Below are 23,942 nucleotides of genomic sequence, written 5' to 3'. Positions count from 1 at the left end.
GATTTGCGTGGACCAAGACGTCGCATCGAAGGCAAAAGCTCTATCGAACTTCGTTTGGCAGATTGCCGAAACCCTTCGCGGTGACTTCAAACAATCGGAATATGGCAAGGTTATCTTGCCCTTCGTTGTTCTGCGCCGCCTCGACTGCATCCTTGAACCCACCAAAGATGCCTTCTTGAAGGCTCACGCCGGATTGCCGCCCGGCATCGACGAACAAACCCGCGACATGATGCTGTATGGCGCGGTCGGCGGTGGCGTCCGCGTTTACAACACAAGCTCGCTGACTTTCGCCAAGATCAGGGCGCAAAACTCGACCGACGTTCACAAGAATCTGATCACCTACATCACCGCCTTCTCGGACTCGGTTCGGGATGTCTTCCTCGATAAGTTCCTCTTCACGGACCAACTGAAGCGGCTCGCGGATGCCACCATCCTATGGAAGGTGTTCGAGCAGTTTGCCGCGCTCGACCTGCGGCCGGAAGCCGTCTCGACGCTGACGATGGGCTATCTGTTTGAAGACCTGATCCGCCGCTTCTCGGAAATCTCCAACGAAACCGCTGGCGAACACTTCACACCGCGCGAGGTGATCCGGCTGATCGTGGACCTCATCATCGTCAACGACGATGAGAAGCTCCGTGGCCAAGGCATCATCCGGCAGATTTACGATCCGGCGTGCGGCACGGGCGGAATGCTCGCGCTCGCCGAGGAAGCGCTGAAAGAGTTCAACCCCGATATCCGCGTCGAGCTTTTCGGCCAGGAACTGAACGGCGAGTCCTTCGGCATCTGCAAGTCCGACATGCTGGTGACGGGCCACGACCCTGAAAACATCGCCTTCGGCAACACGCTGACCCAGGACGCCCACAAGGACCGGCGCTTTCACTACATGCTGTCCAATCCGCCCTATGGCGTGGATTGGAAGAAGTATCAGGAGCCGATCCGGGAAGAAGCAGCGACCTTGGGCAAGGACGGCCGCTTCGGCGCGGGTCTGCCGCGCATCTCGGACGGCCAGCTTCTGTTTCTCCAGCACATGATTTCCAAGATGCGGACGGACGAAGTCGGTTCGCGCATCGGCATCGTCATGAACGGTTCGCCGCTCTTCACCGGCGGAGCCGGATCGGGCGAGAGCGAAATCCGCCGCTGGCTTTTGGAAAACGACTGGATCGAGGCCATCGTCGCGCTGCCGACCGACCTTTTCTACAACACCGGCATCCAAACCTATGTCTGGCTGCTGACCAACCGCAAAGAGCGAGAGCGTCGCGGCAAGGTCCAACTCATCGACGCCTCGGGCGAACGTTTCTGGTCGCCCATGCGCAAGAACCTCGGCTCCAAGCGCCGGGAAATCCGCGACGACGGACGCGAGACCATCACGCATATCTTCCACGAGATGGCGAACGGCGGCGGGCCGTGGAGCGCAGTGTCGAAGATTTTCGACGCCAGTGATTTCGGCTATCGCGAGATCAGAGTGGAGCGCCCGCTCAGGCTGAATTTCCAATCCAGTCCCGAACGCATCGAGCGGCTGAAGCTCGCCAAGCCTTTCCTGAAGCTGGACCCCGCCGACCAGGATGACGTGTTGAACGTCATCGCCAATCGTCTGCCGAACACCCTGTTCATGGAACGCCCCGCATTCGAGGCCGCCTTGACCAAGGCGGTCAAGAGCGCGGGCGTGAAGATCGGCGCACCGATCAGGAAAGCCATCCTTTCCGCACTGTCTGAGCGGGACGAATCCGCCGCGATCTGCCTCGACAGCAGCGGCAAGCCGGAGCCGGACCCGGAACTGCGTGACCATGAGCTTGTGCCGCTCAAGGAGGATTGGAAGGGCTATGTCGCCCGCGAGGTGACGCCCTTCGTGCCGGACGCATGGGTGGACGAGACCTATCGGGATAATGCCGACAAGTGCGTGGGCCGCGTCGGCTACGAGATCAATTTCAACCGCTACTTCTACCGCTATGTCGCGCCGCGCCCGCTGACCGAGATCGACGCCGAGTTGAAGACGCTTGAGACGGATATCGCCAACCTCCTGAAAGAGGTGGCGGGATGACGCCTTCTCCACAAGCTCTATGGCCGATGAAGGCCCTGCGTCGATTGGTGACGATCCGGTCCAGCAACGTCGACAAGATTATGGAAGAAGGCGAGGAAATCGTCCGCCTCTGCAACTATGTTGATGTTTATTATAATGATCGGATTACCGCAGATATCGAGTTCAACGAAGGTTCAGCAAAACCGCAAGAAATTATAAAATTCGGACTTCACGTTGGTGACGTTGTCATTACGAAAGACAGCGAGACGCCGGATGATATCGCTGTTCCGGCACTTGTTGATTCAAGCGCGGAAGGGGTTGTTTGCGGATACCATCTCGCAATATTGAGGCCCAATCCTTCCGAAATAATTGGTCCATTTCTCTTTTGGAGTTTGAAGGCAAAACCTACTCGCGAAGCCTTCGGCCTCGCTGCCCAAGGGGTTACTCGCTACGGTTTGACGCTGAATGGCATTGGATCGGTCAATATCCCTGTCCCCGATCTCGCCACCCAAAAGGCCGTTACTGCCTTCCTCGACCGCGAAATCGCCCGCATCGACAAGCTGATCGCGAAGAAGGAGAGACAGGTCGAATTGCTACATAACCGAGCCAAGCAGGCTGTCGCGGAGCTTGTGACGGGCGCTACCGTGGAGGGCATGGCCACCGTTGAAACGGGGCTCGACCATATTCCACGCATCCCCGCTCATTGGTCACTCCTGCGAGCGGGGCATCTTTTCCGCGAGGTGGCGGAACCCAATACCGATGATCTTCCGGTGCTCTCGGTCTCAATCCATACGGGCATATCGGACAGGCAACTCGACGACGAGGAACGCGACCGCAAGGTAAACCTCATCAAGGACCGTTCGAGCTACAAATGCGTCAGGCCCGGATATCTGGCCTACAACATGATGAGGGCATGGCAGGGAGCGGTCGGCGTCTCGACTGTCGATGGAGCCGTGAGCCCCGCATATGTGGTCGCGAAACCGACACACAACCTCCATAGCCCATATTATCAGTTTCTGCTTCGCACCCCGCCCTTCATCGAGCAGATGCGGCAGGGGTCGAAAGGGATCACCGATTTCCGCTTGAGGCTTTATTGGGAGCAATTTCGCCTCATCATGTTGCCTGTGCCTCCACTGGAGGAACAGCGCCGCATTGCGGTCGAGGCCGAGCGGGAGCTTACCCATGCCGACGAGGTAGCGGCCAGGATCGTTCGCTCCATTGCACTCCTACGGGAACACCGCGCCGCCCTCATCACCGCGGCCGTCGGGGGCCAGCGCGACATCCCCGAAAATCTGCCAGCGGCTATATCCACATCCGACCGGGACAGATTCCGCCTCGTCGTTGGAGCAGAGATCATCCACCAGCACCGGAACAATCCAAAGTTCGGGCGGGTGAAGCTGCAAAAAGAACTCTATCTCGCCGAAGCCCATCTCGGCATCAGCGAACTCCAGGGGAATTACTCCCGCCAGGCGGCGGGGCCGCTTGATCGCGCCTTGATCGAGGAGACAGAGAGCGCGGTGGAGGCGGCAGGCTTCTACAGGGCGAGCCAGGCGGACGGGACGGGAACGACCGTCACCTATACCCCGCTGTCAAACGCCGGGCAGCACAACGCGGAACTCAAAAGTCTGTTGGGTCCGCGCGCCGAAGCGCTGGGTGGCCTTATTGGCCTCCTGCGCGATTTCGGCACCGAGGCGGTCGAGGCCATCGCCACGCTCTATGCCGTGTGGAATGACGCGCTGATGGGCGGTCGGCAGCCCGACGACTCCATGATCGTCAACGGCGTCCTGACGGAATGGCACGAGGAGAAGGGGAAGAAGTTCAAGGACAGCGACCTTCGCCATTGGCTGGACTGGATGAAGCGCAACGGCCTCACGCCGCGCGGCCAAGGCCCTCGCACAGCCCACACCATGACGCGGGATTTGTTTGCATGACGCGCACCGATGTCTTCACCGAAGAGACCATGACCCGGCCGCTCTTCGAGGAACTTACCGGCGAGCACGCCCGCGAGGACGAATGGTCTGGGCCGCACGGGTTCGCCCTTGGCGGGATGGCGCAGGCCAATGCCGCATCCCTCGCGGAGGAATATTTCGCCGCCGCCAACGAGCTGGTGGATGCGATCAAGGACAAGCGCATCGCCGACTATCGGATAGGTAACGCGGCGCTGTTTCTCTATCGCCACTCCTGCGAACTCATTCTCAAGGCCGCGATGCCCGACGCGAAGCGGGTTCACGACCTGATCGCCCTCACCGACAGATTCGTGGTGATGGTGAAGGAGCGATATGGGCAGGACGTTCCCACTTGGATCGTGCGGCGCATGAAGGAACTGGCCGCGATCGACCCAGGCTCGACCGCGTTCCGGTATGGCGCTTATGGAACGCCCATCGACGCGGCCGACCGGCCAATCGAGTTCGAAGCCTATGTCAGCCTGTCCCACTTGCAAGGGGCGATGCTGGCGCTAAACACGGCCTTGGTTTCGGCGGTCGGCGAAATCAGGATGGCGCGGGGGAATCGGCCATGAATTACGAACAGCCATCGACCTCGCATCCCTATGCCAAGGGCTTTTCCGAAGACACGGTTCACCGGGAGGAGGTGCTGGAGGTCCATCTGTGCAAGGCGCTGGTGGAACGCCAGGGTTATCGTCCCCGTCGTCCCGAGGACTATGACCGCGCCTCCGCGCTCGACAAGGCCCTGGTGATCGAGTTCGTCAAGGCGACGCAACCCGACGAATGGGCGAAGCTGGAAGGCCACTATGGTCCTTCTGCCGAAGCCGAGTTCTTCAAGCAGCTTGAGCAGGGATTGAAGCAGCGCGGCACGCTGGATGTGCTGCGCAACGGGCTGAAGCTGGTTCCGAACCTGAAGTTCTTCCTCGCGGCCTTCAAACCCGCGTCAGGCATCAACCCGTCCTTGGTGCTGCTATTCGAGAGCAATATCCTCAGCGTCATCAATCAGCTTCGCTACAGCGCGAAGAACGAGAACGCTATCGACGTGGGGCTGTTCGTCAACGGCCTGCCGGTGGCAACGCTAGAACTGAAGAATACCCTGACCGGCCAGAATTTCCGTCATGCCGAACGCCAGTATCGCCATGATCGAGCGCCCGCCAATGAGCCCCTGCTGACATTCAAGCGGGGCGCCTTGGTCCATTTCGCGGTGGATCAGGACAACGTGTCCATGACCACCCGCCTACAGAACGGCAAAACCCGGTTCTTGCCCTTCAATCGCGGACACGATGGCGGGGCGGGCAACCCCGATATCGAGGGGGAGTTTCGTGCCGCCTATCTCTGGGCCGACCAGCCCGAAGGGCGGGCGATTTTCTCCCGCGACATCCTTCTCGACATCATCGGGCGGTTCCTCCACCTCGACGGCACGAACGGCAAGGAAGCGCTGATCTTTCCTCGTTTCCATCAGATCGACGCGGTTCTGAAGATGCTAGCCCATGCCCGCGTCAACGGTAGCGGCAACAATTATCTGATCCAGCATTCGGCGGGATCAGGAAAATCCAACACGATCGCGTGGACGGCGCATCGGTTGGTGACGTTGCACGATCCGTCCGATCAGCCGATTTTCGACACCGCGATCGTGGTGACGGATCGCGTCGTTCTCGACCGTCAGCTTCAGAACACCATTGCCCAGTTCGAGCAGACACCCGGCATCGTCCGAAAGATTGATGGAACATCACGGCAGTTGAAGGCTGCGATCGTGGGTCAGGCGAAGATCATCATCACCACGATCCAGAAGTTTTCAACCGACCATCTCCGCGTCATCAGCGGGCAGGGAACGCGGAGGTTCGCCGTGCTGATCGACGAAGCGCACGGCTCTCAGTCCGGCAAGAGCGCCCAGGCGTTGAGCGATACCCTCAGCCGCGACGAAGAGGCCGGGACGCCCGACGAGATCGAAGACCTGATCGCGGAATACCAGCGCCAGCGCGGCCCGCAGGCGAACATCAGCTACTTCGCCTTCACGGCAACGCCCCGCAACGTCACGCTTGAGCGTTTCGGCACGGTGGGCGCCGATGGCCTACCGCATCCGTTTCATCTTTATTCCATGCGGCAGGCGATTGAAGAGGGTTTCATCCTCGACGTGCTTCAGAACTACATGACCTACAAGGCGTATTACGCCTTGGAAAAGACGATCGACGACGACCCGGAACTGGATACCCGGCGCGCGCAGCGGAAGGTCGCGCGGTTCGCGGCCCTGCACCCGACCGCCCTGAGCCAGAAGGTCGAGGTGATGGTCGAGCATTTCCAGCGCCATGTCAGGCCGGAACTGGATGGCCAGGCGAAAGCCATGATCGTAACGTCAAGCAGGGAAAGTGCCCTTCGCTACTATTTCGCGCTCAAGACCTACATCGAGGACAAGAGATATAGCGACCTCAAGGCGCTTGTCGCCTTCTCCGGCGAGTTGCACGTCGATGGCAATACCTACACCGAAGTCGAGTTGAACGGCTTCGGCGAAAGCGAGTTGCCGAAGCGCTTCGATACCCCGGAGTATCAAATCCTCATCGTCGCGGAGAAATACCAGACCGGCTTTGACCAACCAAAATTGTCCGGGATGTATATCGACAAAAAGCTCGCAGGGTTGCAGGCCGTCCAGACCTTGTCTCGGCTGAACAGGATTTACCAGGGCAAGGAACGAACCTTCATCCTCGATTTCCAGAACACGATGGATGATATCAAGGAAGCGTTCCGCCCATTCTACGAGGTGTCCAGCCTCGAAGCGGTTTCAGACAAGAACCAGATCTATCAATTGGAGACGCGCATCCGCACATTCGGCTATCTCGACAGCAGTGAGATCGAACGATTTGCCACGACATTCTTCAAGGGAACGCTGTCCACTCAGGATCGCGTGACGCTGGAATCTCTGGTCCGCAACGCAGTTGCGCGGTTTGAAGCCGAGGACGACGAAGGCAGGCAGGAAGAGTTCAGACAGCTTTTAAGAAGCTACAAGCGGTTCTACAGCTTCGTCGCACAGATTGTCCGGCTGGGAGATACCAGCTTGGAAAAGCTCTATGCCTACACCGACTGGCTGGACCGGATGTTGCCCAATCGGGAGCAGCCGCCGGAGGTCGAGATCACAGATGAAATGCTGCGCCTTCGCGCCTTCCGTGTTCAGCAAAAAGAAACTGGCTCGGCGTCACTTGCAGCGGGCGAGACCGTCCCGCTCACCACAATCAGTGAATTTGGGGCCAAGCCGTATACCGAAGATGAGGCGAAGGCGCTTTCAGAGATTGTCCGTTCCTTTAACGACCGGCACGGAACGCAGTTCACGGAAGAGGATTTCATCCGCCTCGAACAGGTGAAGCGCAAGGCGCTCGATGCCGAAATGGCGGCGGTGCTGCGGAACAACCCTCCAGACGTATCGCGCCCAACATTTGTTCGGCGCCTGTTGGAGGAGACGATCAAGCAATTCCAGCGTGATAGCAGCCTTCAGAACATCATTATGACGAATGCAGAGGATAGAGATCGCATTTTTAATCACCTATTCAGCCGAGCGCTGCGTGAAGTGCACGGATCACAAAGCCTATAGCGGTTCAGCAACCATTAACTGAATATCGCCAATCAAACCGTGCTGAGTGGCGAAAGCCCCGGCGCTTTCGCGTCCGGGGCTTTGTGCAATCCGTCAGTCTCGGCGCAAGCGGTTGTTACACTTCGATTTCTAGCGAGTTATGACAGAAGTGGTTGCGGGGGCGCGATTCCAGAAATACTTGCCTTTGCATCAAGCCGCATCACCCGCCCCGGAACTGCTGGCCGCATAGGCCAGTCCTAATGCGCGACTACCCGTTGGGCTACATATCCTCAATCATCGGGCTTGCGATCTGCCCTGCGCCTTCACATATGACAACCCGCTGGCGCTGACGCGGCTGTCAGCATCACCGATGCCCTGCAAGCCTGTAGCGTGGTCGAAATTGCAGGCGAAGCTGCGGCCCTGACCGGAATCGGACGCGCACGGATGCAAAGCCTCGGCCTCCTCATGCCTGACACGCGGAGGACCCGCCCCATCTGCCGGTCCTGTCTGGACTGGAGCGCGCGCCGCCCCCATTTGGCACGAGTTCTGGGAGACGCCATCTGCGCCCATACGTTGAATCAGGGCTGGGTCCGGTGTTGCACCCGAGCACGGACGCTGGAAATCACACCGGCGGGCAGGATCTCATGGCGATCGCCATCCACCGCCAGCATGAACCCCGTCTAGATCGTGGCGGAATTGCTGGTCGTCGAGATCAACGAGACGCTGGCGCGTGACTTGGCCAGCGACGAATTTCTCAGCCAGCAGCGCAATGTCGTGCTGGTCGGCAGCACCGGGTCCGGAAAGACCCATATCTCCGTGACGATCGCAGGCGACGGATGCCGCAATGCCGAGCGCGCCCAATCTTTCTTCGTCAGCAAGAACAGGTTGCTCATAGAAACTTCACCCACGCACAATTACCACTGGGCCGCCCTTTCGGGCGGCCCCTCTTTGCGTCAGAAGGTGAACTTCACCACCCCCTGCAGGCGGGTGTTGTCGAAGCTGGTGCCGTCGAACTGCTCGCGCTCCAGATAGCTCACCTCGGCCGCCAGCATCAGCTGCTTGGTGGCGAAGTAGCGATAGGTCAGGTAGGTTGAGCTGATCTGCTTGGTCGCGCTGTCCGCCACTCCGGCATAATCGTCGAAGCGCTGCATCCCATAGGCCACGGAGATGTCGCTCTTTTCACCCAGCTTCTGGGTGATGCCGGCCTTCAGCCCGTGAACCTTGATCGCATCGCCATTGGCGTCGATATCATAGGCGTATTTCCCGCCCGTCGTGAGGTCGATCGTCGCCGCGCCGGCATTGTTCATCGCCGTCGCGATCCCCTTGCCGCCGACATATTGCAGCTGCAGCTTGCCGCCTTGCCAGGCCTCGACATCCGCGCCGAGCGCATAGCCGAGACCCCGCACGGTCTCGCCGGCATTGGTTTCAAGATTGCGTGCGATCACGCCCAAGCCCGCCTTCACCCACGGCGAGGCATAGCCGCCGAAAGCCGTGAGCGCCAGGTTCGACTGCGCGCCGGGGGCGTAATCCTCTTCGACGGCCAAGGACAGGCGCCATTGCTCATTCGGCCGGAAGGTATAACGCAGCTGCGCCACCCGGTAGTTGGTGCCGCCCGCCGCGCCGTTGAAGTCCTGGATCGCGCCGGGCGTGCCCTCGAAGGGCATCCAGTTCGTCCAGGTCTGGCCGGCCAGCAGCGGCCCGACCTCGCCATAGGCATGGCGCAGGCGAAAATTGCCGCTGCCGCTGGCCGCGCCGTAGAAATCGCCCTCGATGTTGAACTTCAGCTCGCCGATCTCGGTGTCGATGCTGCCCTTGACGCCCAGCCGGCTTTCGAACGCCGTCGCCCCGCTGCCGCCGTCCTGGACCGAGCTTTCCCCTACGCTGGCCATGCCGCCGGTCGTATAGCCGAGGTCATAGTTGTTGTCGCCGACCAGGTCGAGCTTGGTAAAGCCATAGAAGGACAGCTTCACCCCTGGCCCCGCCGTCACCGCCGGCGCGGCGGCCTTTTCCGCCTCGAGCGCCGCGATCCGCGCCTCGAGCGCGGCCAGATCCTGTGCCGATGCGCCCGCCGCGCCGCAGCCCAGCAGCGCCACGGCCAGCAGACCGGTCTTTCGTCCCGTCGTCCATTTGGTTGTCATCTTGATCCTCCCTCTCGGTGTGATGCCAGTTTGCTTGCGCATGCGACTCCCCTGGCCCGGAGCCGCAAAGGACTACCGGGATGCCTGCACCCCGTGTTCGTCATGTCGTTGAGATTTGCACGGGATGCCGGCGCCTGCCGGGCATCCCGGTGGTCTTATTCCGAGGCCATCACCCGCTCGAGGCGAACCTTGAAGGCCGCGCGCGTCAGCAGGACGAGGCCGATCATCAGGACCGTCTGCACCACCCCGACCGCCGAGGCGAACTGATATTCGCCGCCGTCCATGTAGTGCCAGGTCAGCACCGAAAGCGTCTGGCTGTTGCGCCCATAGAGCAGCGCCGAGGCCGAAAGCTCCTTGATGGATTGCAGCATGACGAAGAACAGCAGCGCGATCATCGTCGGCTTGACCATCGGCATCAGGATGGCGCGGACCGCGCGCAGGGGCGAGGCACCGGACATGCGGGCGCTCTGCTCAAGCTCGGGGTGAACCTGCATGATCCCCGAGCGGCTGACCAGTACGCCATAGGGCAGGAACTTCGCGATCATTGCCAGAAGCAGGATCCAGATCGAGCCATAGAGCGGCGTGCGCAGATAGAGCCAGAGCAGGCCGATCCCGTAGACCATTCCCGGCACCGCCGCCGGCAGCACCGCCAGCATCGCCAGAAGCCGTGCGCCCCGGCCAGCGCGGCGGACCTCGAGAAAGCTGATGAGAAATCCGATCACCACGCAGGCCGCGCCGCTGAGCACCGCAAGGATGAAGGTATTGAGGGTGGCCGAGCGCACATCGGGCAGGTTCCAGATCGTCCGGTAGTGATCCAGGGTCAGCAGATCCAGGCTGATCGTCGCCGAGCTGAAGCGCATGAACGAGGACAGCACGATCGAGAAAAGCGGCAGGATGTCGGCCGACAGCACATAAAGCGCCAGAATCGCGAATGCCGGCCATTTCAACCCGCCCAGCGGCAGAAGCTGGCCCTTGAACCCCTTGCCGCCCATGGTAACATAGCGTTCGCTGCGCCGGGTGATGCGCCGTTGCAGCAAAAGCCCGATCAGCGCGATCCACAGGATCATGGTGCCGGCCGCAGCGGCATGGGCACGGTGAACCGGGAAGGCCGTGGAATCCTCGTAGATCTTCCAGGGCAGGGTCGTGAAGCCCGCGTTGGTGCCGATGATGCCGGGGATGGTGTAAAGCTCGGCCGCAAGGATGAAGACCAGCAGCCCCGCCGAGAAGATCGCCGGCGTCGACATGGGTATGGTGATCCGCGTCAGCGTATAGACCGGACCGGCGCCGCTGGCGCGGGCGGCTTCCTCCAGCGAGGCGTCCATGTTGCGCATGGCCCCGATGGTGAACAGATAGACGAAGGGGCAGAAGAACAGGAACATCACCCAGACGACGCCGCCAAAGCTCCAGATGTTCACCAGCGGCCCGGCATCGACGCCGAAGACCTGCCAGAACCGGACCCAGGCGACATTGATGAAGCCGGTCCGCTCCGAGCCGAGCGCGATCCAGGCGATCAGGCCCGTGAACGGCGACACGAACAGCGGCATGATGACGAGAAGCTCCATCAGCCCCTTGCGCGGCAGGTCCGTCCGCGCCACCAGCAGTGCCATGAAGACGCCAACCACCAGCGAAAGCCCCGTCACCACAGCCGAGAGCGCCAGCGCGTTCGCCAGATACCCGAGGTATTCGTGCGAGAAATAGACGTTGATAACCGCATCGAGGCTGCGCTTGTCGCTCAGGCCGACCTTGGTTTCCTCGTAGAACGAGGCATCCACCGCGAAGACCAGCGGCGCGATCGAGACGGCCAGGACGACGATCATCAGGATGATCCACAGGATGCGTTCGGGCCCGAACCAGCGCTGCATCCTGGCGGCGCGGCGATGCTCCTTCTGTTGCGACAGGCGCAGGTCGCCCGCCGCGCTTTCCCTGCCCTGGATCGCGGAGATTGCCATGTTTGCTGCTCCTTCGGATCAGGCGGCCCGGACGGCCGAGGCCGCCGCGGGAACCGGGAAGACGAGGACATGGGCCGGGTCGATGCGGACCCAGATCTCCTGTCCGCTTTCCCAGCGGTTCGGCGGGCTGAGCTGTCCGCGCATCTGCTGGCCCAGCACGCTGAAATAGAGATCGGCGATATTGCCGAGGAAATAGCTGGTCTCGACCTTGCCGCGGAACACATGCTCGCCGCCCGGATTGTTCGTCGAAAGCTCGACCAGTTCCGGGCGGACGATCAACTCGACCTCGGCTCCGACCGGCAGGCTGGTCGGGCCCGCGGCAATTTCTTCGCCGTTCGCCAGGCGGGCGCGGCTATGGCTGCCGCTGGCAACCAGCCGCCCGCGCAGCCGGTTGGCAAGGCCGACGAACTCTGCCCCGAAAAGCGTCGAGGGCCGGTAATAGATGTCGTGGGGCGAGCCGATCTGCTCGATCCGGCCTTCGTTCATCAGCACGATGCGGTCGGCGACCACCATCGCCTCTTGCTGGTCATGGGTGACGTAAAGCGAGGTGATGCCCAGCCCCTGCAGCAACTGGCGCAGTTCGAACCGCATCCGCTCGCGCAGCTTGGCGTCCAGATTGCTGAGCGGTTCGTCGAACAGCAGCACCTTGGGTTCGAGCACGATGGCGCGCGCCAGCGCGACGCGCTGCTGCTGCCCACCGGAAAGCTGGCTTGCCCCGCGCCCGGCCAGATGTTCCAGCCCCACGCGGCGCAGCGCGGTGGTCACGCGCCGGGCGATGTCCCGCGCGGGAAGTTTCTTCAGCCGCAAGCCGAAGGCCACGTTCTCGGCCACGGTCATGTGCGGCCAGATCGCATAGGATTGAAACACCATGCCGATGTCGCGCTTCTCGGGCGGGATCGACAGTTCGGCGGTCGAGACGGTCTTCATTCCCAAGTCGATGCGACCCTGCGAAACGCCCTCGAGGCCGGCTACACAGCGCAGGGTGGTGGTTTTGCCGCAGCCGCTCGGGCCCAGCAGCACGACGAATTCGCCGTCCTCGATCTCGAGGTTGATGCCCTTCACCGCGTGAAAGGCGCCATAATACTTGTGAACCGACTGCAAGCTGATGCCAGACATGAGCGCATCCCGTTTGATTGGTCAGGTTAAAAGGGGAACGGCCTATCCCGGCGGCGCGAGGCGCGGTGTCGGGATGGATCGCGTGGCCTATTTATTGCTGGATCGCCTTGACCCAGCGGGCCATGTCGGTCTCGTAGCGCTCGGGCCAATTCTCGAAATCGACCTCGTAAAGCTCGGCCGGCGGCTCATACCAGTCCTCGCTGACGAAGCTGCGGCTATCCTCGACGCCTTGCAGGGTGGGTTTGCTGTAATAGTCGCGCTGCAGCGACAGGGCGCCGTCCTCGCTGCCCATCCAGTTCAGGAAAAGCCGGGCCGCGGCCGGATGTGGCGCCGTGGCCGAAATCGCCATCCAGGTGCTGGGGAAAGCCGGCGTCGGCTGCGGATAGACCCAGCGCACCGGCGCCCCCTGCGCGCGCCGGGTGGCAGCGATGGACTCGAAGCTCCAATAGGCGAAATCCTTCTCGCCCGCGACGACGCGGTCGACCATGGCGATGAAATCGCCATAGACCGCCGGTTTCTGCGCACCGACCTGTTCCAGGAAATCCTCGGGATAGGTCTTGGTCTGGGCCGGATCGAGAAACAGGCTGATCGGCGCGTAGCAGGCCCCGCATTTGGCCGAAGTCACAGCAAAGCGCGAGGCGAAGCGCGGATCAAGGACATTGCGCCAGTCCGCCCGCAGCAGCGCAGCCTCTTCCTCGGACACCAGGTTCTCGTTGTAGATGATGACCGAGTCCACGCGATTGAACGCATAGGCCGACTGCCCCATCAGATAGCGGGGATCGAAGCGGTCATAGGTCGGAATCTTCCATTCGGCGACCATCCCGTCATCCACCAGCGCTACCATGCTGGGATGATCGCTCAGCCAGAGGATGTCCGCGATGTCGTGACCTGCGGCAACCTCTTCCATGAAGCGCTGGTATTGCGAGGCGCCGGGCAGGCGCATGACCTCGACCTTGATGCCGGGGTATTTCTTCTGAAAGGCCGTTGCCATGGCCTTGGTGGTGTCGAGCGCCCCGCCCGAATACCATACCAGACTGCCTTCGGACTTTGCCATCTCGTAGAGCGCCGCCTCGTCGGCGGGGACCGGCATCTCCTGCGCTTGCAAGGTTGTTGCGACCGACAGCAATGCCGCAATTGCCATCGAAGCCAGAGTACGGATTTCCGTTCTCATGCCTGTTTCCTCCCTATCAGGCATATCATTGGTTCAACCATATAACCTATGCCTGTCGAGTCAAGGTTCTTGTGCCCAAGGAAGAAAGGAAACTCGGGTTCTACTGCACAAAACAGCGGCCCTCGCCGGTGCCGATACGGCCGGGGCACCGATCATCGTTCCAGGACGATGCCGGCCTTTTCACGGTCCCAGCAATCGGCGGTGACCCCTTCGGCTTTCAGCCGGTGCTTTTCGACCCGCATGCTGGGGGTCTTGGGCAAGGCGTGGCGCAGGGCGACATAACGTGGGATCGCGAAATAGGCGAGACGCGTGCGGCACCAGTCGATCAGCTGCGCCGGGTCGAGTTCTTGCCCCTTGCGCAGGACGACCACCGCTTTCACCTCTTCTTCGCCCAGTTCGGAGGGCACGCCGACGACGCAGGATTCAAGCACCGCCGGATGCTGGTCCAGAACCGCCTCGACCTCGAAGGACGAGATGTTCTCGCCCCGCCGCCGCAGCGCTTGGGATTTCCGGTCCACGAAGAAGAAATAGCCGTCGGCATCCTTGTATCCCAGGTCGCCGGTATGCAGCCAATAGTTCCGCATCATGGCAAGCGTGGCCTCCGCCATGCCATCATAGCCCATCGTGCCGAGGAATGGACGCTGCGGGCGCGCGACGATCTCGCCCACGACGCCCGGCGGGCATTCGTTGTCGCCGTCATCCGCGATCATCACGTCCCAGCCGGTGATCGGCTTGCCGCAGGATCCGGGTCGCCGCGCGTCGATCGGGTTCACCAGGCAAAGCGTCGCCTCGGTCTGGCCATAGCCTTCCAGGATCCGGGTGTTGAACCGCGCTTCGAAGGCATCGAACAGATCGACCGGCGCTGCGGCGCCGACAACAAGGCGCAGCGGATTGTCCCAGTCATCGTCGCGGCAGGGCTGCTTCATCAGGATGGGCATGATGCCACCGATATATTTCGCGACGCTGCATTCCCAGCGGCGGCAATCGTCCAGCATCCGGCTGGCCGAGAAGCGTTCGGCGATCACCGCGCTGGCATCGGCCAGCAGCGCCGGCCCCACGGTGGTGCCCCGGGCGCTGACGTGGAACAGCGGCAGGCCGCCATAGAGAATGTCGTCCTCGGTATAGCGGGCATAGCGCACGGCTTCCGAAGAGATCTCGTACCAGTAATTATGGCCGATCATCACGCCCTTGGACCGCCCGGTGGTGCCTGAGGTGTAGATGATGCTGGCAAGGTCGCGATAATCGGGGCGGAAGGTCGGGGTTGCCTCGGACAGCGAGACAAGATCGTGCAAAGAGATGGCGGATCCGACAGGCAGTGATGGAAGCCGCCCAGGCCCCATCACGATGACATGCCGCAGCGACGGAAGCCCCTCCAGAAGCGGCAGCAGCCGTTCGAGCAGCGTATCCTCGACCACCACGGCAACGCAATGCGCCTGCGCGATCTGATAGGCAAGGCCCTCGCCGCGCAGCGATATGTTGATTGGCACGTCCACCCCGCCGATCCGGTTCACCCCCCACCACGAGAACAGCGCCTCGGGACAGTTGGGCAGCATCAGCGCAACTCGCTCTCCCGGACGCAGGCCCAGGGAAAGGAAGCCATTGGCGAAGCGGTTGATGCCCTGGTGAAGTTGCTCATAGCTGAGCACCGTATCGCCGAAGCGAAGAGCCGTCCGATGTGCCTGCCGCAGCGCCTTGCCCTCCAGGACAAGCGGGAACGGCCGATCTGGCCCGACATGGTCCTGCATGTGCCAACTTTGCCATTTCCGCTCGGCGCGCAGGAACTTGTCACCCCAGCGGCCGCGGCCAGGTTTCTGCATCAGGTAAGTATCCATCCTGTCCCCGCTTCAATCACTTGGCAAGTAGCATATCAATGGTTGAACCTATAGACAATAAATTTCGCGCTGTTCGGAGCTCGCTACCGCCTGCCAACGACCGTCCTCCACGCTGACCACGCGCCCGTCCGCTTGCAGCTTTTCAAGATGCGAACGCACATTATGCAACGCCGCCCGCCAGACCGGCGAAGCGCGCCCTTCATAAAGACGGTGGACAAGCTCTTCCGGCGTACTGTTCGTCGATCCCAGCGCCTTCATGATCGCCCCCTCACGCTTCAGCCTGCGATCAATTAGTTGATCGATGAAAGTCGAAGGGGATGGCACCGCGGGTCCGTGCCCAGGCAGAAGCAAATGGTCCCGCCGATCCCGCAACATTTCCAGATTGGCAAGATAGGCGCGCATATCCCCGGAAGGGAAAGGCACCACGCTGCTTGACCATGACATCACGTGATCGCCGCTGAAGACGATCCCGCCGGGAAGGGCAAAACACAGATGGTCCATGGCATGACCCGGCGTGTGCAGGCAGGTCAGTTCTCCGATCCGGTCGCCGTGCCGCAACCGTCCGGTGATCGAGGCGACGCGAGAGGTGAAGCTTTCATGCCCCAGAATGGGAGCACCGAGCATGTCGGCAAGCATCGACGCCCCGGCACAATGATCGGCATGTCCATGCGACAGCAGAATGGCCATGGCGCGCCCATTGGTGGCCTTTGCCACGGCACGCAGGTGCGGCGCATCCTCTGGACCCGGATCCAGCACTACCACCCCATCTGGCATGTCGATCAGATAGGTGTTGGTGCCGTGATAGGTCATCGGACCGGCATTCGGCGCCACGATGCGACAAACCCCCGGAATGACAGGTAGCGGGATCTGACGCGGGGGAATGGGCTCGGCAAGGAAAGCCATGGTCACCTCAGAATGTTCTAAGGTTCAACCATTGCAGCATTCGTGCCGAAAGTCAAAGCATCGCGTTGCGACGCCTTCAGGCAGAGCCTTTGGCCTGCTCGGCCAGATAATGCTGCTGCAACAGACGCAGATTGCTTTCCATTTCATGCGCTGCCATGTCTTCATCCCGGGCGCGCAAATAACCCAGCAGCCGTTCACGCGAAGGCATCACGGCGCTATTGGGTGCTGCCGGCAGCACTTCCAGCATCTGCCGCTGAATCTCGATCATCGCATCATAGATGACAATGAGCACCGGATTCCGGGTGCATTTCGCAAGCAAACGGTGAAACTCTAGATTGATGCGGGTCCGCTCGGAAAAATCGCCCCGGCTGACGGCTTGGCGGCTCGCTTCGAAATTCGCCTCCAACTCGTCGAGATCTTCTTCACTGGCGCGTTGACAGGCCAGCCGCGTAACCGCGACCGCCACGATCTGGCGCGCCTCGGTCAGATGTCCGGGCTGGATCTTCCCCAAGATGAACAGGTCGGCGAAGCTGGAAATGACGGCATCGCCCTGCCCCTCGCGCACGAAGGCGCCGCCGGTCGCCCCCTTGCGCAACTCCAGCATCCCGGCGATCTCGAGCGCGCGCAATCCTTCGCGCACCGTATTACGGGACAGGCTGAACTGCTCGGCCAGCTCGCGCTCGGAAGGCAAGCGGTCCCCCGGACGCAGGGCGCCGCGCGCAATCAGGCCCCGGATCTGATCGGTGACCTCCTCGAAGGCGCGTTTCGTATGAACCGGCGCATAGGTGGCCAACGGTTTGTCGCTCGCGTCAGACATGCAGCAATCCCTGTCTCATCTCATCCTGCATATAAGCAGGTTTTTCAAAAGATGAACCATTAATGCAGGTAGCGCAAGGGCGGGTAGGCTCAATAGAAGACCCTGCCCTGCATCAGCACCCGCGCGGTTCGCAGCACGGTGGTTTCCGTGACCAGTGGCTCGGGGATGTCAAACTCGCCCCTGGCCGCAACCTCGAGCACGCCCGAGACATGCGCGATGCGGAAGCTTCCCGCCCCTGTGGCGACCTGGGCAGTCTCATGCGCCAGGGTCCCCGGAATAGCCGCCGCTGCGGCGAGGCCCATCGCCCCTGTTAGCGGCGACGCTTTATGCGGCTGATCCGACGAAAACATGCGGACGCGAAGATTGGCCTCCTCGGTCCGCGAGATCACGGCGACCAGCGGCAAGTTTCGCAGTTCCCTGCGCGCGACCTCGGCAGCTTCGACCAAGCCCATCATCGTCGCGGCAAGGCATCGCGCCTCGGAAAGCCTGACAAGCAAGCCGGCATCCGAAGCAAGCCCAGCCGCGCTTTCATCCCCGGCCAACCCGAAATCCGGCGCTTCAAGGATCAGCAGCGGATTGCAGACGTCGATCATGGTTGCCCGAACCGAGCCATGCCCGGGGATCTGCAGCTCCTGCTGACGCAGGCCGGTCGGAAAGACCTGGCCCGTCGCGGCTCCGCCGGGATCGGGAAAGGACAGCTCGATCGGCGCCGCACTTCCCGCGACCCCATCCAGGGCCAGATCGCCCTCTGTCGCAAGCCGGCCGGCCTCGACCGGAAAACGCGCCCGGATCAACTTGCGCGTGTTGGTGTTGTGGATCGTGACACTGGCCCGGTCGCCCTCGACCCTCACCAGACCCCGATGCAGCGCATAAGGCCCCACGGCGGCGGAGATGTTCCCGCAATTGCCACGATAGCCGACGACCGGCGCCGTCACATCGACCTGCGCGAAGGTATAATCGACATCGGCTTCAGGATGGGTCGGCGGACCGATCACCGCCACCTTGGAGAGCGAGGTAATGCCACCCCCCATCCCGTCCAACTGGCGCTGCCAGGGATCGGGACTGCCCATCGCCGCGCAAAAGATCCGGTCCCAAGGCGCGGTATCGTCACCCTGCAGCAAGGGCAGGTCGGCGCGGTCGAAGAACAGCGCCCGGCTGGTTCCACCGCGCATATAGGTCGCGGGAAGGGATCGCAGCGCCATGGCTCAGGCCGCCAGCAGACGGCGGGCGATGATCATGCGATGGATCTCGTTGGTCCCCTCGATGATCTGGTTGACCTTCGCATCCCGCATCATGCGTTCGACCGGGAATTCGGTCGAGTAGCCATAGGCGCCCAGAACCTGGACCGCCTCGGTCGTGACCTCCATCGCCATGTCGGTGACGAAGCATTTGGTGATCGAGGACAGCATGTTGAGCCGGGAATGATCGCCCGAGTCGATCTCGGCCGCGCAGTTGTAGAGCATGTTGCGCGCCACCTCGACCTTGATCGCCATGTCGGCCAGCTTGAATTGCAGGCCCTGGAAATGGGCGACGGGCTTTCCGAACTGCTGGCGTTCCTTGCTGTAGGCCACGGCCGCGTCCAGCGCGCCCTGCGCCAGCCCCAGCGAACCGGCCGCGATAGTCGGGCGGTTCAGGTCCAGCGTCTTCATGCAGGCGATGAAGCCCTGCCCCTCCTCGCCCAGCAGGCAGTCGGCGGGCACGCGCATGTCCTCGAACAGAAGCTCGTGGCTGGGCGAGCCGTGCCGGCCCATCTTGTGCTCCTTGCTTCCGACCCGGAAGCCCGGCGTGGTGGTATCGACGATGAAGGCGCTGATTCCCTTCGAACCCGGCTCGTCCGAAGTCCGGGCAAAGACCATCGCGTAATGCGCATCCGCCCCCCAGGTGATCCAGCTTTTCTGTCCGTTGATCACCCAGTCGTCGCCGTCCCGGACCGCGCGGGTGCGCAGCGACGACACGTCCGATCCGGTCTGCGGCTCGGTGATCGCGATGGCCGAGATCAGCCGACCCTCCGCCGCCAGCGGCAGGTATTTCCGTTTCTGTTCCTCGGTGCCGTGGTTCAGGATCGGCAGGATGAAAGAGATCGAATTGTTCGCGCAAAGCGTCGAGGCCGCCAGGGAGACCTTGGCGATCTCTTCCTTGGCGATGCAGACCAGCGTCAGGTTGCCGCCGGGGCCGCCATATTCCTCGGGCAGCCAAAGCTGCAGCAGGCCCATGTCGCCGAAGACCGGGACAAGCTCGGCGGGAAAGCGGTCGGTCGCCTCGAGATCGGCGACGATGGGCGCGACGTGCTTTTGCACCATCTTGCGGATGGCATCGCGGAAGGCCTCGTGTTCTTCGTTGTAAAGCATGACGGATCCTTGCGGCCTAATAGCTGGGGAACGACAGGCCGCCGTTGATGCTGATGGTGGAGCCGGAAATCTGATCGCTTTCAGGCGAAGCGAGGAACAGGACGTATTCGGCCAGGTCCTCGGCCGAGTTCATGCGGAACTTTACCCGCTCCGCGACCTTGTTGAAGGCGCGCACGATGACCTCCTGCGAACCCGAGGCCTGCGCCTTGAGGAAGGTGTCATGCCCCGGCGTCCCGGTCGTCAGCGTGGTGGCGATGGCGTTGACGCGGATGCCGAGGCCCGCCAGTTCCTGCGCCAGGGACCGGGTCAGCGACATGACCACCGCCCCCGCCGCGCCGATCATCGATTCGGCCGGCGTCGGGATGCGCGCGGCGTCGGTGGTCAGCAGGATGACCTTGCCATAGCCCTGATCGCCCATGTAGCGAACCGCCGCATGCAGCGCGTGCAGCCGCGGCATCAGCCGGCTTTCGATGGTGGCGATGCTTTCCTCGGGGCTGGTGTCGACGAACAGCTTCGGACGCGGCTCTTTCGGGCCGCCGCTGGCGACGACGATATCGACCCGCTCGAAAGCCTCTTTCGCGGTGCGCACGGCCGTGTCGATGCCCTCATAGCTCAGCAGATCGCTTTCCACGAACAGCCGCATGCCGCGATAGTCCTTCAACTCGGCAATGAGTTCCTGCGCCGCGCGGGCATCACGGCCCTGGATCACCACGCTGGCGCCAGATTGCGCCAGCTTGATGACCGCGGCGCGGCCGATTCCCTTGGTGCCGCCCAGCACGACGGCACTGCGGCCTTCCAGGTCAGTCTGCATGATGCTGCCCCCCGCTCAAGGCTTGGAACCGGCGTCGGAACCGCTGCTTTCAAAGCGGCCCTCGCGTTCCTTCGAGGCCCCGGTGACGCCCTTGTCGCGGCGCAGCTTCATGAAGTTCTGCTCATCCGGCTCGTAACGGATGTTGGTGCCCAGGGCGTGGCCGACATAGCCATAGATGAATTGCGAGGTCATCCCCAGCGAATCCATCGCCATATGGGTCGCGGCCTTGCCGATGGCGATGGCATCGCGCGGCAGGCGCACGATCCGCTCGGCCCATTCCTCGCCGGCGGCGGCCAGTTCCTCGGGCGGCACCGCCCTGTTGGCCAGCCCCTGCTCGACGGCCTCGGTGCCGTTCACGGTGGTGCCCAGCAGCAGCATCTCGCGCGCCTTGCGCGGACCCATGGCAAGGATGTTGAAGGTGGTCATGTAGGCCGCGCCGGCCAGCATCATCTTCTGCTCGGGGTGGCCGATCTTGGCATTGGTCGCGGCGATGACCAGGTCAGAGGCCTCGACGATATAGGTGCCCGCACCCACGCAATTGCCCTGGACCAGCGAGATCGTCGGCTTGACGCAATAGAACAGCTCGCGGAACTGCTCGACATGGCGCTTGTCGAAGTGGATGCGCCGGCGCTGGCTGGGACGCCGCGCATCCTTGTCGGCCGAAAAGCCGTATTCCGAGCCGACCTGCGCCAGGTCGTGGCCGGTGCAGAAATCCGGCCCTTCGCCGCGGATGATGATGACGCGCACGTCGTCGTCGTCCTCGGCAGTGCGGATATGCTCCATGAACCGGTCGAACATCTCATAGGTGACCGCGTTGCGCTTTTCCGGCCGGTTCAGGGTGATGTAGGCGCGGCCGTCGCGGGCTTCGTAAAGCACGCGATCGCTCAGATCCTCTGACATAGGGGTCCTCCAATTTTCATTGGTTCAACCGTTGACCCAAATGCCGACATGTGTCAAGCCTCTCTGACCCGCCGCGAAGAATGTCAAAGAAGAAATTGGCGGCGAAAACACCCCTTGCTTATGGATCGGCCATGGATTTCCTGCGTTCCCCGCCCCAACGCCTCTCGCGCGCGCCATCCCTGATGTTCCTGGTCTGGATCACCATCGCGGGCACCTTCCCGATCCACATCTTCGTTCCGGCGCTGCCGGACGCAGCGCGGGATCTGGGCGTCTCGGCGGGCGCAATGCAGCTGTCGATTACCGCCTATCTGATCGGGCTGTCGCTGGGGCAGTTGCTGCTGGGCCTGCTGTCAGACCGTTTCGGCCGCCGCCCGGTGCTGCTTGCGGGGCTTCTGCTTTATGTCCTGTCCAGCGCGGCGCTTGTCGTCGCGCCCAGCCTGGGGGCAGTGCTGATCGCGCGGGTCTTCCAGGCGATCGGCGGATGCGCGGGCCTGGTCCTTGGCCGGGCCATCACCCGCGACACGGCGGGACCGGATCGCGCAACCGCCCGGCTGGCGATCCTTGGCGCCGCGATCAGCATCGGCCCGGCCTTCGCCCCGATCATCGGCGGGCAGGTTGCCCTGCATTTCGGCTGGCGCGCCGTCTTCGTGCTGCTTGCGGGCATGAACGCCGTGCTGCTGGCGATCACCCTGGCCACCTTGCCCGAGACCCATGCGAATCGCGGCGACATCAACATCCGCGCCTATTTCGGGCGTATCCTGGCGCTGCGCCAGAACGCGGTCTTCATGCGCTTCTGCATCGGCGGCGCCTTTGCCACCACCAGCTTCTATGCCTTTGTCGGTGCAGCGCCCTTCATCCTGAAAACCCAGTTCGGCCTGACGCCGGATCAGGTGGGGTTGGCCTTCCTGGTCGTGGTCGGCAGCCTGACCTTGGGCAGCCTGCTGGCCAGCCGGCTTGCCGGCCGCCTGCCGGTGCAGACCGTGGTCAAGACGGCCAGCTTGACGATGCTGGCGGCCAGTCTGTTCCTGCTGGGTCTTGTCCTTGCGGGCCGGCTGAGCCTTCTGAGCCTGCACCTGCCGATCATGGCCATCTCCTTCGCCATCGGGCTTTGCAGCCCCTTTGCCATGAGCGGTGCGATCAGCGCCGAGGCTGCGGCGATCGGCGCTGCCTCGGGCCTTTACGGCTGCACCCAGATGGGGACCGGAGCCGCGATCATCGCGGCCACCGGAATGCTGCCGGTGCCGCTTGAACTGGCAATGGCGCTGGTGCTGCTAGCGGCCAGCGCCGTCGCGGCCGCCGCATTCTGTCCCATCTCTCTGCGGTGGTTCAGTAGACGATGACGCTGCGCAGGGCGCTGCCCTGTTTCAGCAGATCGAAGCCGGAATTGATCTGGTCGAGGCTGATGCGATGCGTGACCAGCTGGTCCAGCGACAGCTTGCCCTCGACGAACCACTCCACAAGCTGCGGCAGTTCGGTGCGGGTCTTCACGTTGCCCAGATAGGATCCCATGATCCGCCGGCCCTCGAGGATCGACCGCGGCCGGAAGGCGACCGTCTCGACGCTGGGCGGCACGCCGACCATCACGGCCATGCCCCAGCCGATCCGCGTGCATTCCACCGCCTGACGCCACAGTTCGGCCGAGCCCACGCATTCGAAGCTGTAATCCGCGCCGCCGCCGGTGATCTCGCGGATATGGCCGACCACGTCGTCCACCTGGCGCGGATTGATGAAATCGGTGACGCCCGCCAGCCGCGACGAGGCCTCGCGCGCCGTGTTGGTATCGACGCCGATGATCCGCGCGGCGCCGCAGATCCGTGCCCCGTCGACAACGTTGGTGCCGATCCCGCCCAGGCCGAACACCACCACGGTCGTGCCGGGCGCGACGCGGGCCGTATAGGCAGCGGCGCCGATGCCGGTGGCGCCGGCGCAGGCCAGGCAGCACACCGTTTCCAGCGGCACGTCCTTGCGAATGCGGCAGACCTGGGTCTCGCGCACCACGATGTGGCTGGCAAACGTGCCAAGCTCGCAAAAGGCGCGCACCGGCCGGCCGTCCAGGCTGAAGGGCCGCCGCGGCCAGGGCTGGAAATAATGGTCGCACAGATTGGTGACCGTGCTGCGGCAGGCCGGACATTCGCCGCATTCCGGAATCGCCACCGGGATCACGTGATCGCCCGGTTTGACCGAGGTGACGCCGGCCCCGCATTCCAGAACCACGCCTGCCCCTTCATGGCCCGGCAGCAGCGGATAGTCGGTCCAGTCGCGCGACCCATCGAACAGGCTGAGATCGGAATGGCACAGTCCCGACGCCTTGAGTTCCACCAGAACCTCGCCCGCGCGCGGCCCGTCCAGATCCAGCGTCTCGATCGTCAGCGGCACCTTTTGCCGATGCGCCACCGCGGCGCGCACTTTCATTGCCATGGAAATCTCTCCAACGATAA

General features: G+C 62.6%; 17 protein-coding genes and 1 pseudogene. 6 read left to right on the top strand and 12 right to left on the bottom strand.

The features are described from left to right. The first annotated feature begins 7 nt into the window (after positions 1–7). The 5 genes and pseudogenes from IT40_RS03895 to IT40_RS27300 all read left to right on the top strand — a co-directional run. Positions 8–2,038, top strand: coding sequence for a type I restriction-modification system subunit M (locus IT40_RS03895; RefSeq protein ID WP_084196846.1), 2,031 nt, complete (start codon positions 8–10; stop codon positions 2,036–2,038). Continuing rightward, positions 2,035–3,948: a restriction endonuclease subunit S gene (locus tag IT40_RS26600; RefSeq protein ID WP_208021318.1), complete on the top strand. Its 1,914-nt coding sequence runs from the start codon at positions 2,035–2,037 to the stop codon at positions 3,946–3,948. Before IT40_RS03895 ends, IT40_RS26600 begins: the two co-directional genes overlap by 4 nt. Continuing rightward, positions 3,945–4,535, top strand: coding sequence for a hypothetical protein (locus tag IT40_RS03885; protein WP_036750876.1), 591 nt, complete (start codon positions 3,945–3,947; stop codon positions 4,533–4,535). Before IT40_RS26600 ends, IT40_RS03885 begins: the two co-directional genes overlap by 4 nt. Then, positions 4,532–7,540, top strand: a complete 3,009-nt coding sequence (locus IT40_RS03880) for a type I restriction endonuclease subunit R (RefSeq protein ID WP_036750873.1) — start codon at positions 4,532–4,534, stop codon at positions 7,538–7,540. The genes IT40_RS03885 and IT40_RS03880 overlap by 4 nt, the downstream gene beginning before the upstream one ends. 690 nt (positions 7,541–8,230) lie before the next feature. Further along, positions 8,231–8,551 (top strand): annotated as a pseudogene (locus IT40_RS27300) (ATP-binding protein); the annotation flags it as partial. Here the strand turns inward: IT40_RS27300 and IT40_RS26595 are convergent. The 11 genes from IT40_RS26595 to IT40_RS03820 all read right to left on the bottom strand — a co-directional run bounded on the left by IT40_RS26595 (position 8,473) and on the right by IT40_RS03820 (position 21,504). Further along, complete coding sequence (locus tag IT40_RS26595) at positions 8,473–9,657, bottom strand: DcaP family trimeric outer membrane transporter (RefSeq protein WP_052095729.1); 1,185 nt, start codon at positions 9,655–9,657, stop codon at positions 8,473–8,475. The pseudogene IT40_RS27300 and the gene IT40_RS26595 overlap by 79 nt on opposite strands. A gap of 155 nt (positions 9,658–9,812) precedes the next feature. Beyond that, on the bottom strand, positions 9,813–11,606 hold the full coding sequence (locus IT40_RS03865; RefSeq protein ID WP_036750868.1) for an ABC transporter permease: 1,794 nt from the start codon (positions 11,604–11,606) through the stop codon (positions 9,813–9,815). 18 nt (positions 11,607–11,624) lie between these two features. Continuing rightward, positions 11,625–12,722, bottom strand: coding sequence for an ABC transporter ATP-binding protein (locus IT40_RS03860; RefSeq protein ID WP_036750865.1), 1,098 nt, complete (start codon positions 12,720–12,722; stop codon positions 11,625–11,627). 91 nt (positions 12,723–12,813) lie between these two features. Next, positions 12,814–13,812 (bottom strand): ABC transporter substrate-binding protein, encoded by a 999-nt coding sequence (locus tag IT40_RS03855; protein WP_036750863.1) that lies wholly within the window; start codon positions 13,810–13,812, stop codon positions 12,814–12,816. A 233-nt stretch (positions 13,813–14,045) separates the two neighbouring features. Continuing rightward, a complete protein-coding gene (locus IT40_RS03850) occupies positions 14,046–15,710 on the bottom strand; it encodes an AMP-binding protein (protein ID WP_243700179.1) in 1,665 nt (554 codons plus the stop codon). A gap of 63 nt (positions 15,711–15,773) precedes the next feature. Then, entirely contained in the window at positions 15,774–16,628 is an 855-nt protein-coding gene (locus IT40_RS03845) for an MBL fold metallo-hydrolase (protein WP_084196834.1), read from the bottom strand. A 76-nt stretch (positions 16,629–16,704) separates the two neighbouring features. Further along, positions 16,705–17,445 carry a FadR/GntR family transcriptional regulator gene (locus tag IT40_RS03840; RefSeq protein WP_036750853.1) on the bottom strand — a complete coding sequence of 247 codons (741 nt, stop codon included), beginning with the start codon at positions 17,443–17,445 and terminating at the stop codon, positions 16,705–16,707. 89 nt (positions 17,446–17,534) lie between these two features. Next, positions 17,535–18,647: a PrpF domain-containing protein gene (locus IT40_RS03835; RefSeq protein ID WP_036750847.1), complete on the bottom strand. Its 1,113-nt coding sequence runs from the start codon at positions 18,645–18,647 to the stop codon at positions 17,535–17,537. Positions 18,648–18,650: 3 nt separating this feature from the next. Further along, positions 18,651–19,793, bottom strand: coding sequence for an acyl-CoA dehydrogenase family protein (locus IT40_RS03830; RefSeq protein ID WP_036750844.1), 1,143 nt, complete (start codon positions 19,791–19,793; stop codon positions 18,651–18,653). A 16-nt stretch (positions 19,794–19,809) separates the two neighbouring features. Further along, complete coding sequence (locus tag IT40_RS03825; RefSeq protein ID WP_036750842.1) at positions 19,810–20,604, bottom strand: SDR family NAD(P)-dependent oxidoreductase; 795 nt, start codon at positions 20,602–20,604, stop codon at positions 19,810–19,812. A 15-nt stretch (positions 20,605–20,619) separates the two neighbouring features. After that, positions 20,620–21,504: an enoyl-CoA hydratase/isomerase family protein gene (locus IT40_RS03820; protein ID WP_208021319.1), complete on the bottom strand. Its 885-nt coding sequence runs from the start codon at positions 21,502–21,504 to the stop codon at positions 20,620–20,622. Positions 21,505–21,635: 131 nt separating this feature from the next. Here IT40_RS03820 and IT40_RS03815 point away from each other — a divergent pair, with 131 nt between their 5' ends. Next, positions 21,636–22,844 carry a Bcr/CflA family efflux MFS transporter gene (locus IT40_RS03815; protein WP_036750840.1) on the top strand — a complete coding sequence of 403 codons (1,209 nt, stop codon included), beginning with the start codon at positions 21,636–21,638 and terminating at the stop codon, positions 22,842–22,844. On the opposite strand, the gene IT40_RS03810 is transcribed toward IT40_RS03815, so the two are convergent. Then, a complete protein-coding gene (locus IT40_RS03810) occupies positions 22,831–23,922 on the bottom strand; it encodes a zinc-binding dehydrogenase (RefSeq protein ID WP_243700180.1) in 1,092 nt (363 codons plus the stop codon). The genes IT40_RS03815 and IT40_RS03810 overlap by 14 nt on opposite strands. Positions 23,923–23,942: the final 20 nt, after the last annotated feature.

The organism is Paracoccus versutus, assembly GCF_000763885.1.
Classification (GTDB): domain Bacteria; phylum Pseudomonadota; class Alphaproteobacteria; order Rhodobacterales; family Rhodobacteraceae; genus Paracoccus; species Paracoccus versutus.
Note: the sequence above shows the minus strand (reverse complement) of the source record. Positions and strands in the feature narration are given on the sequence as shown.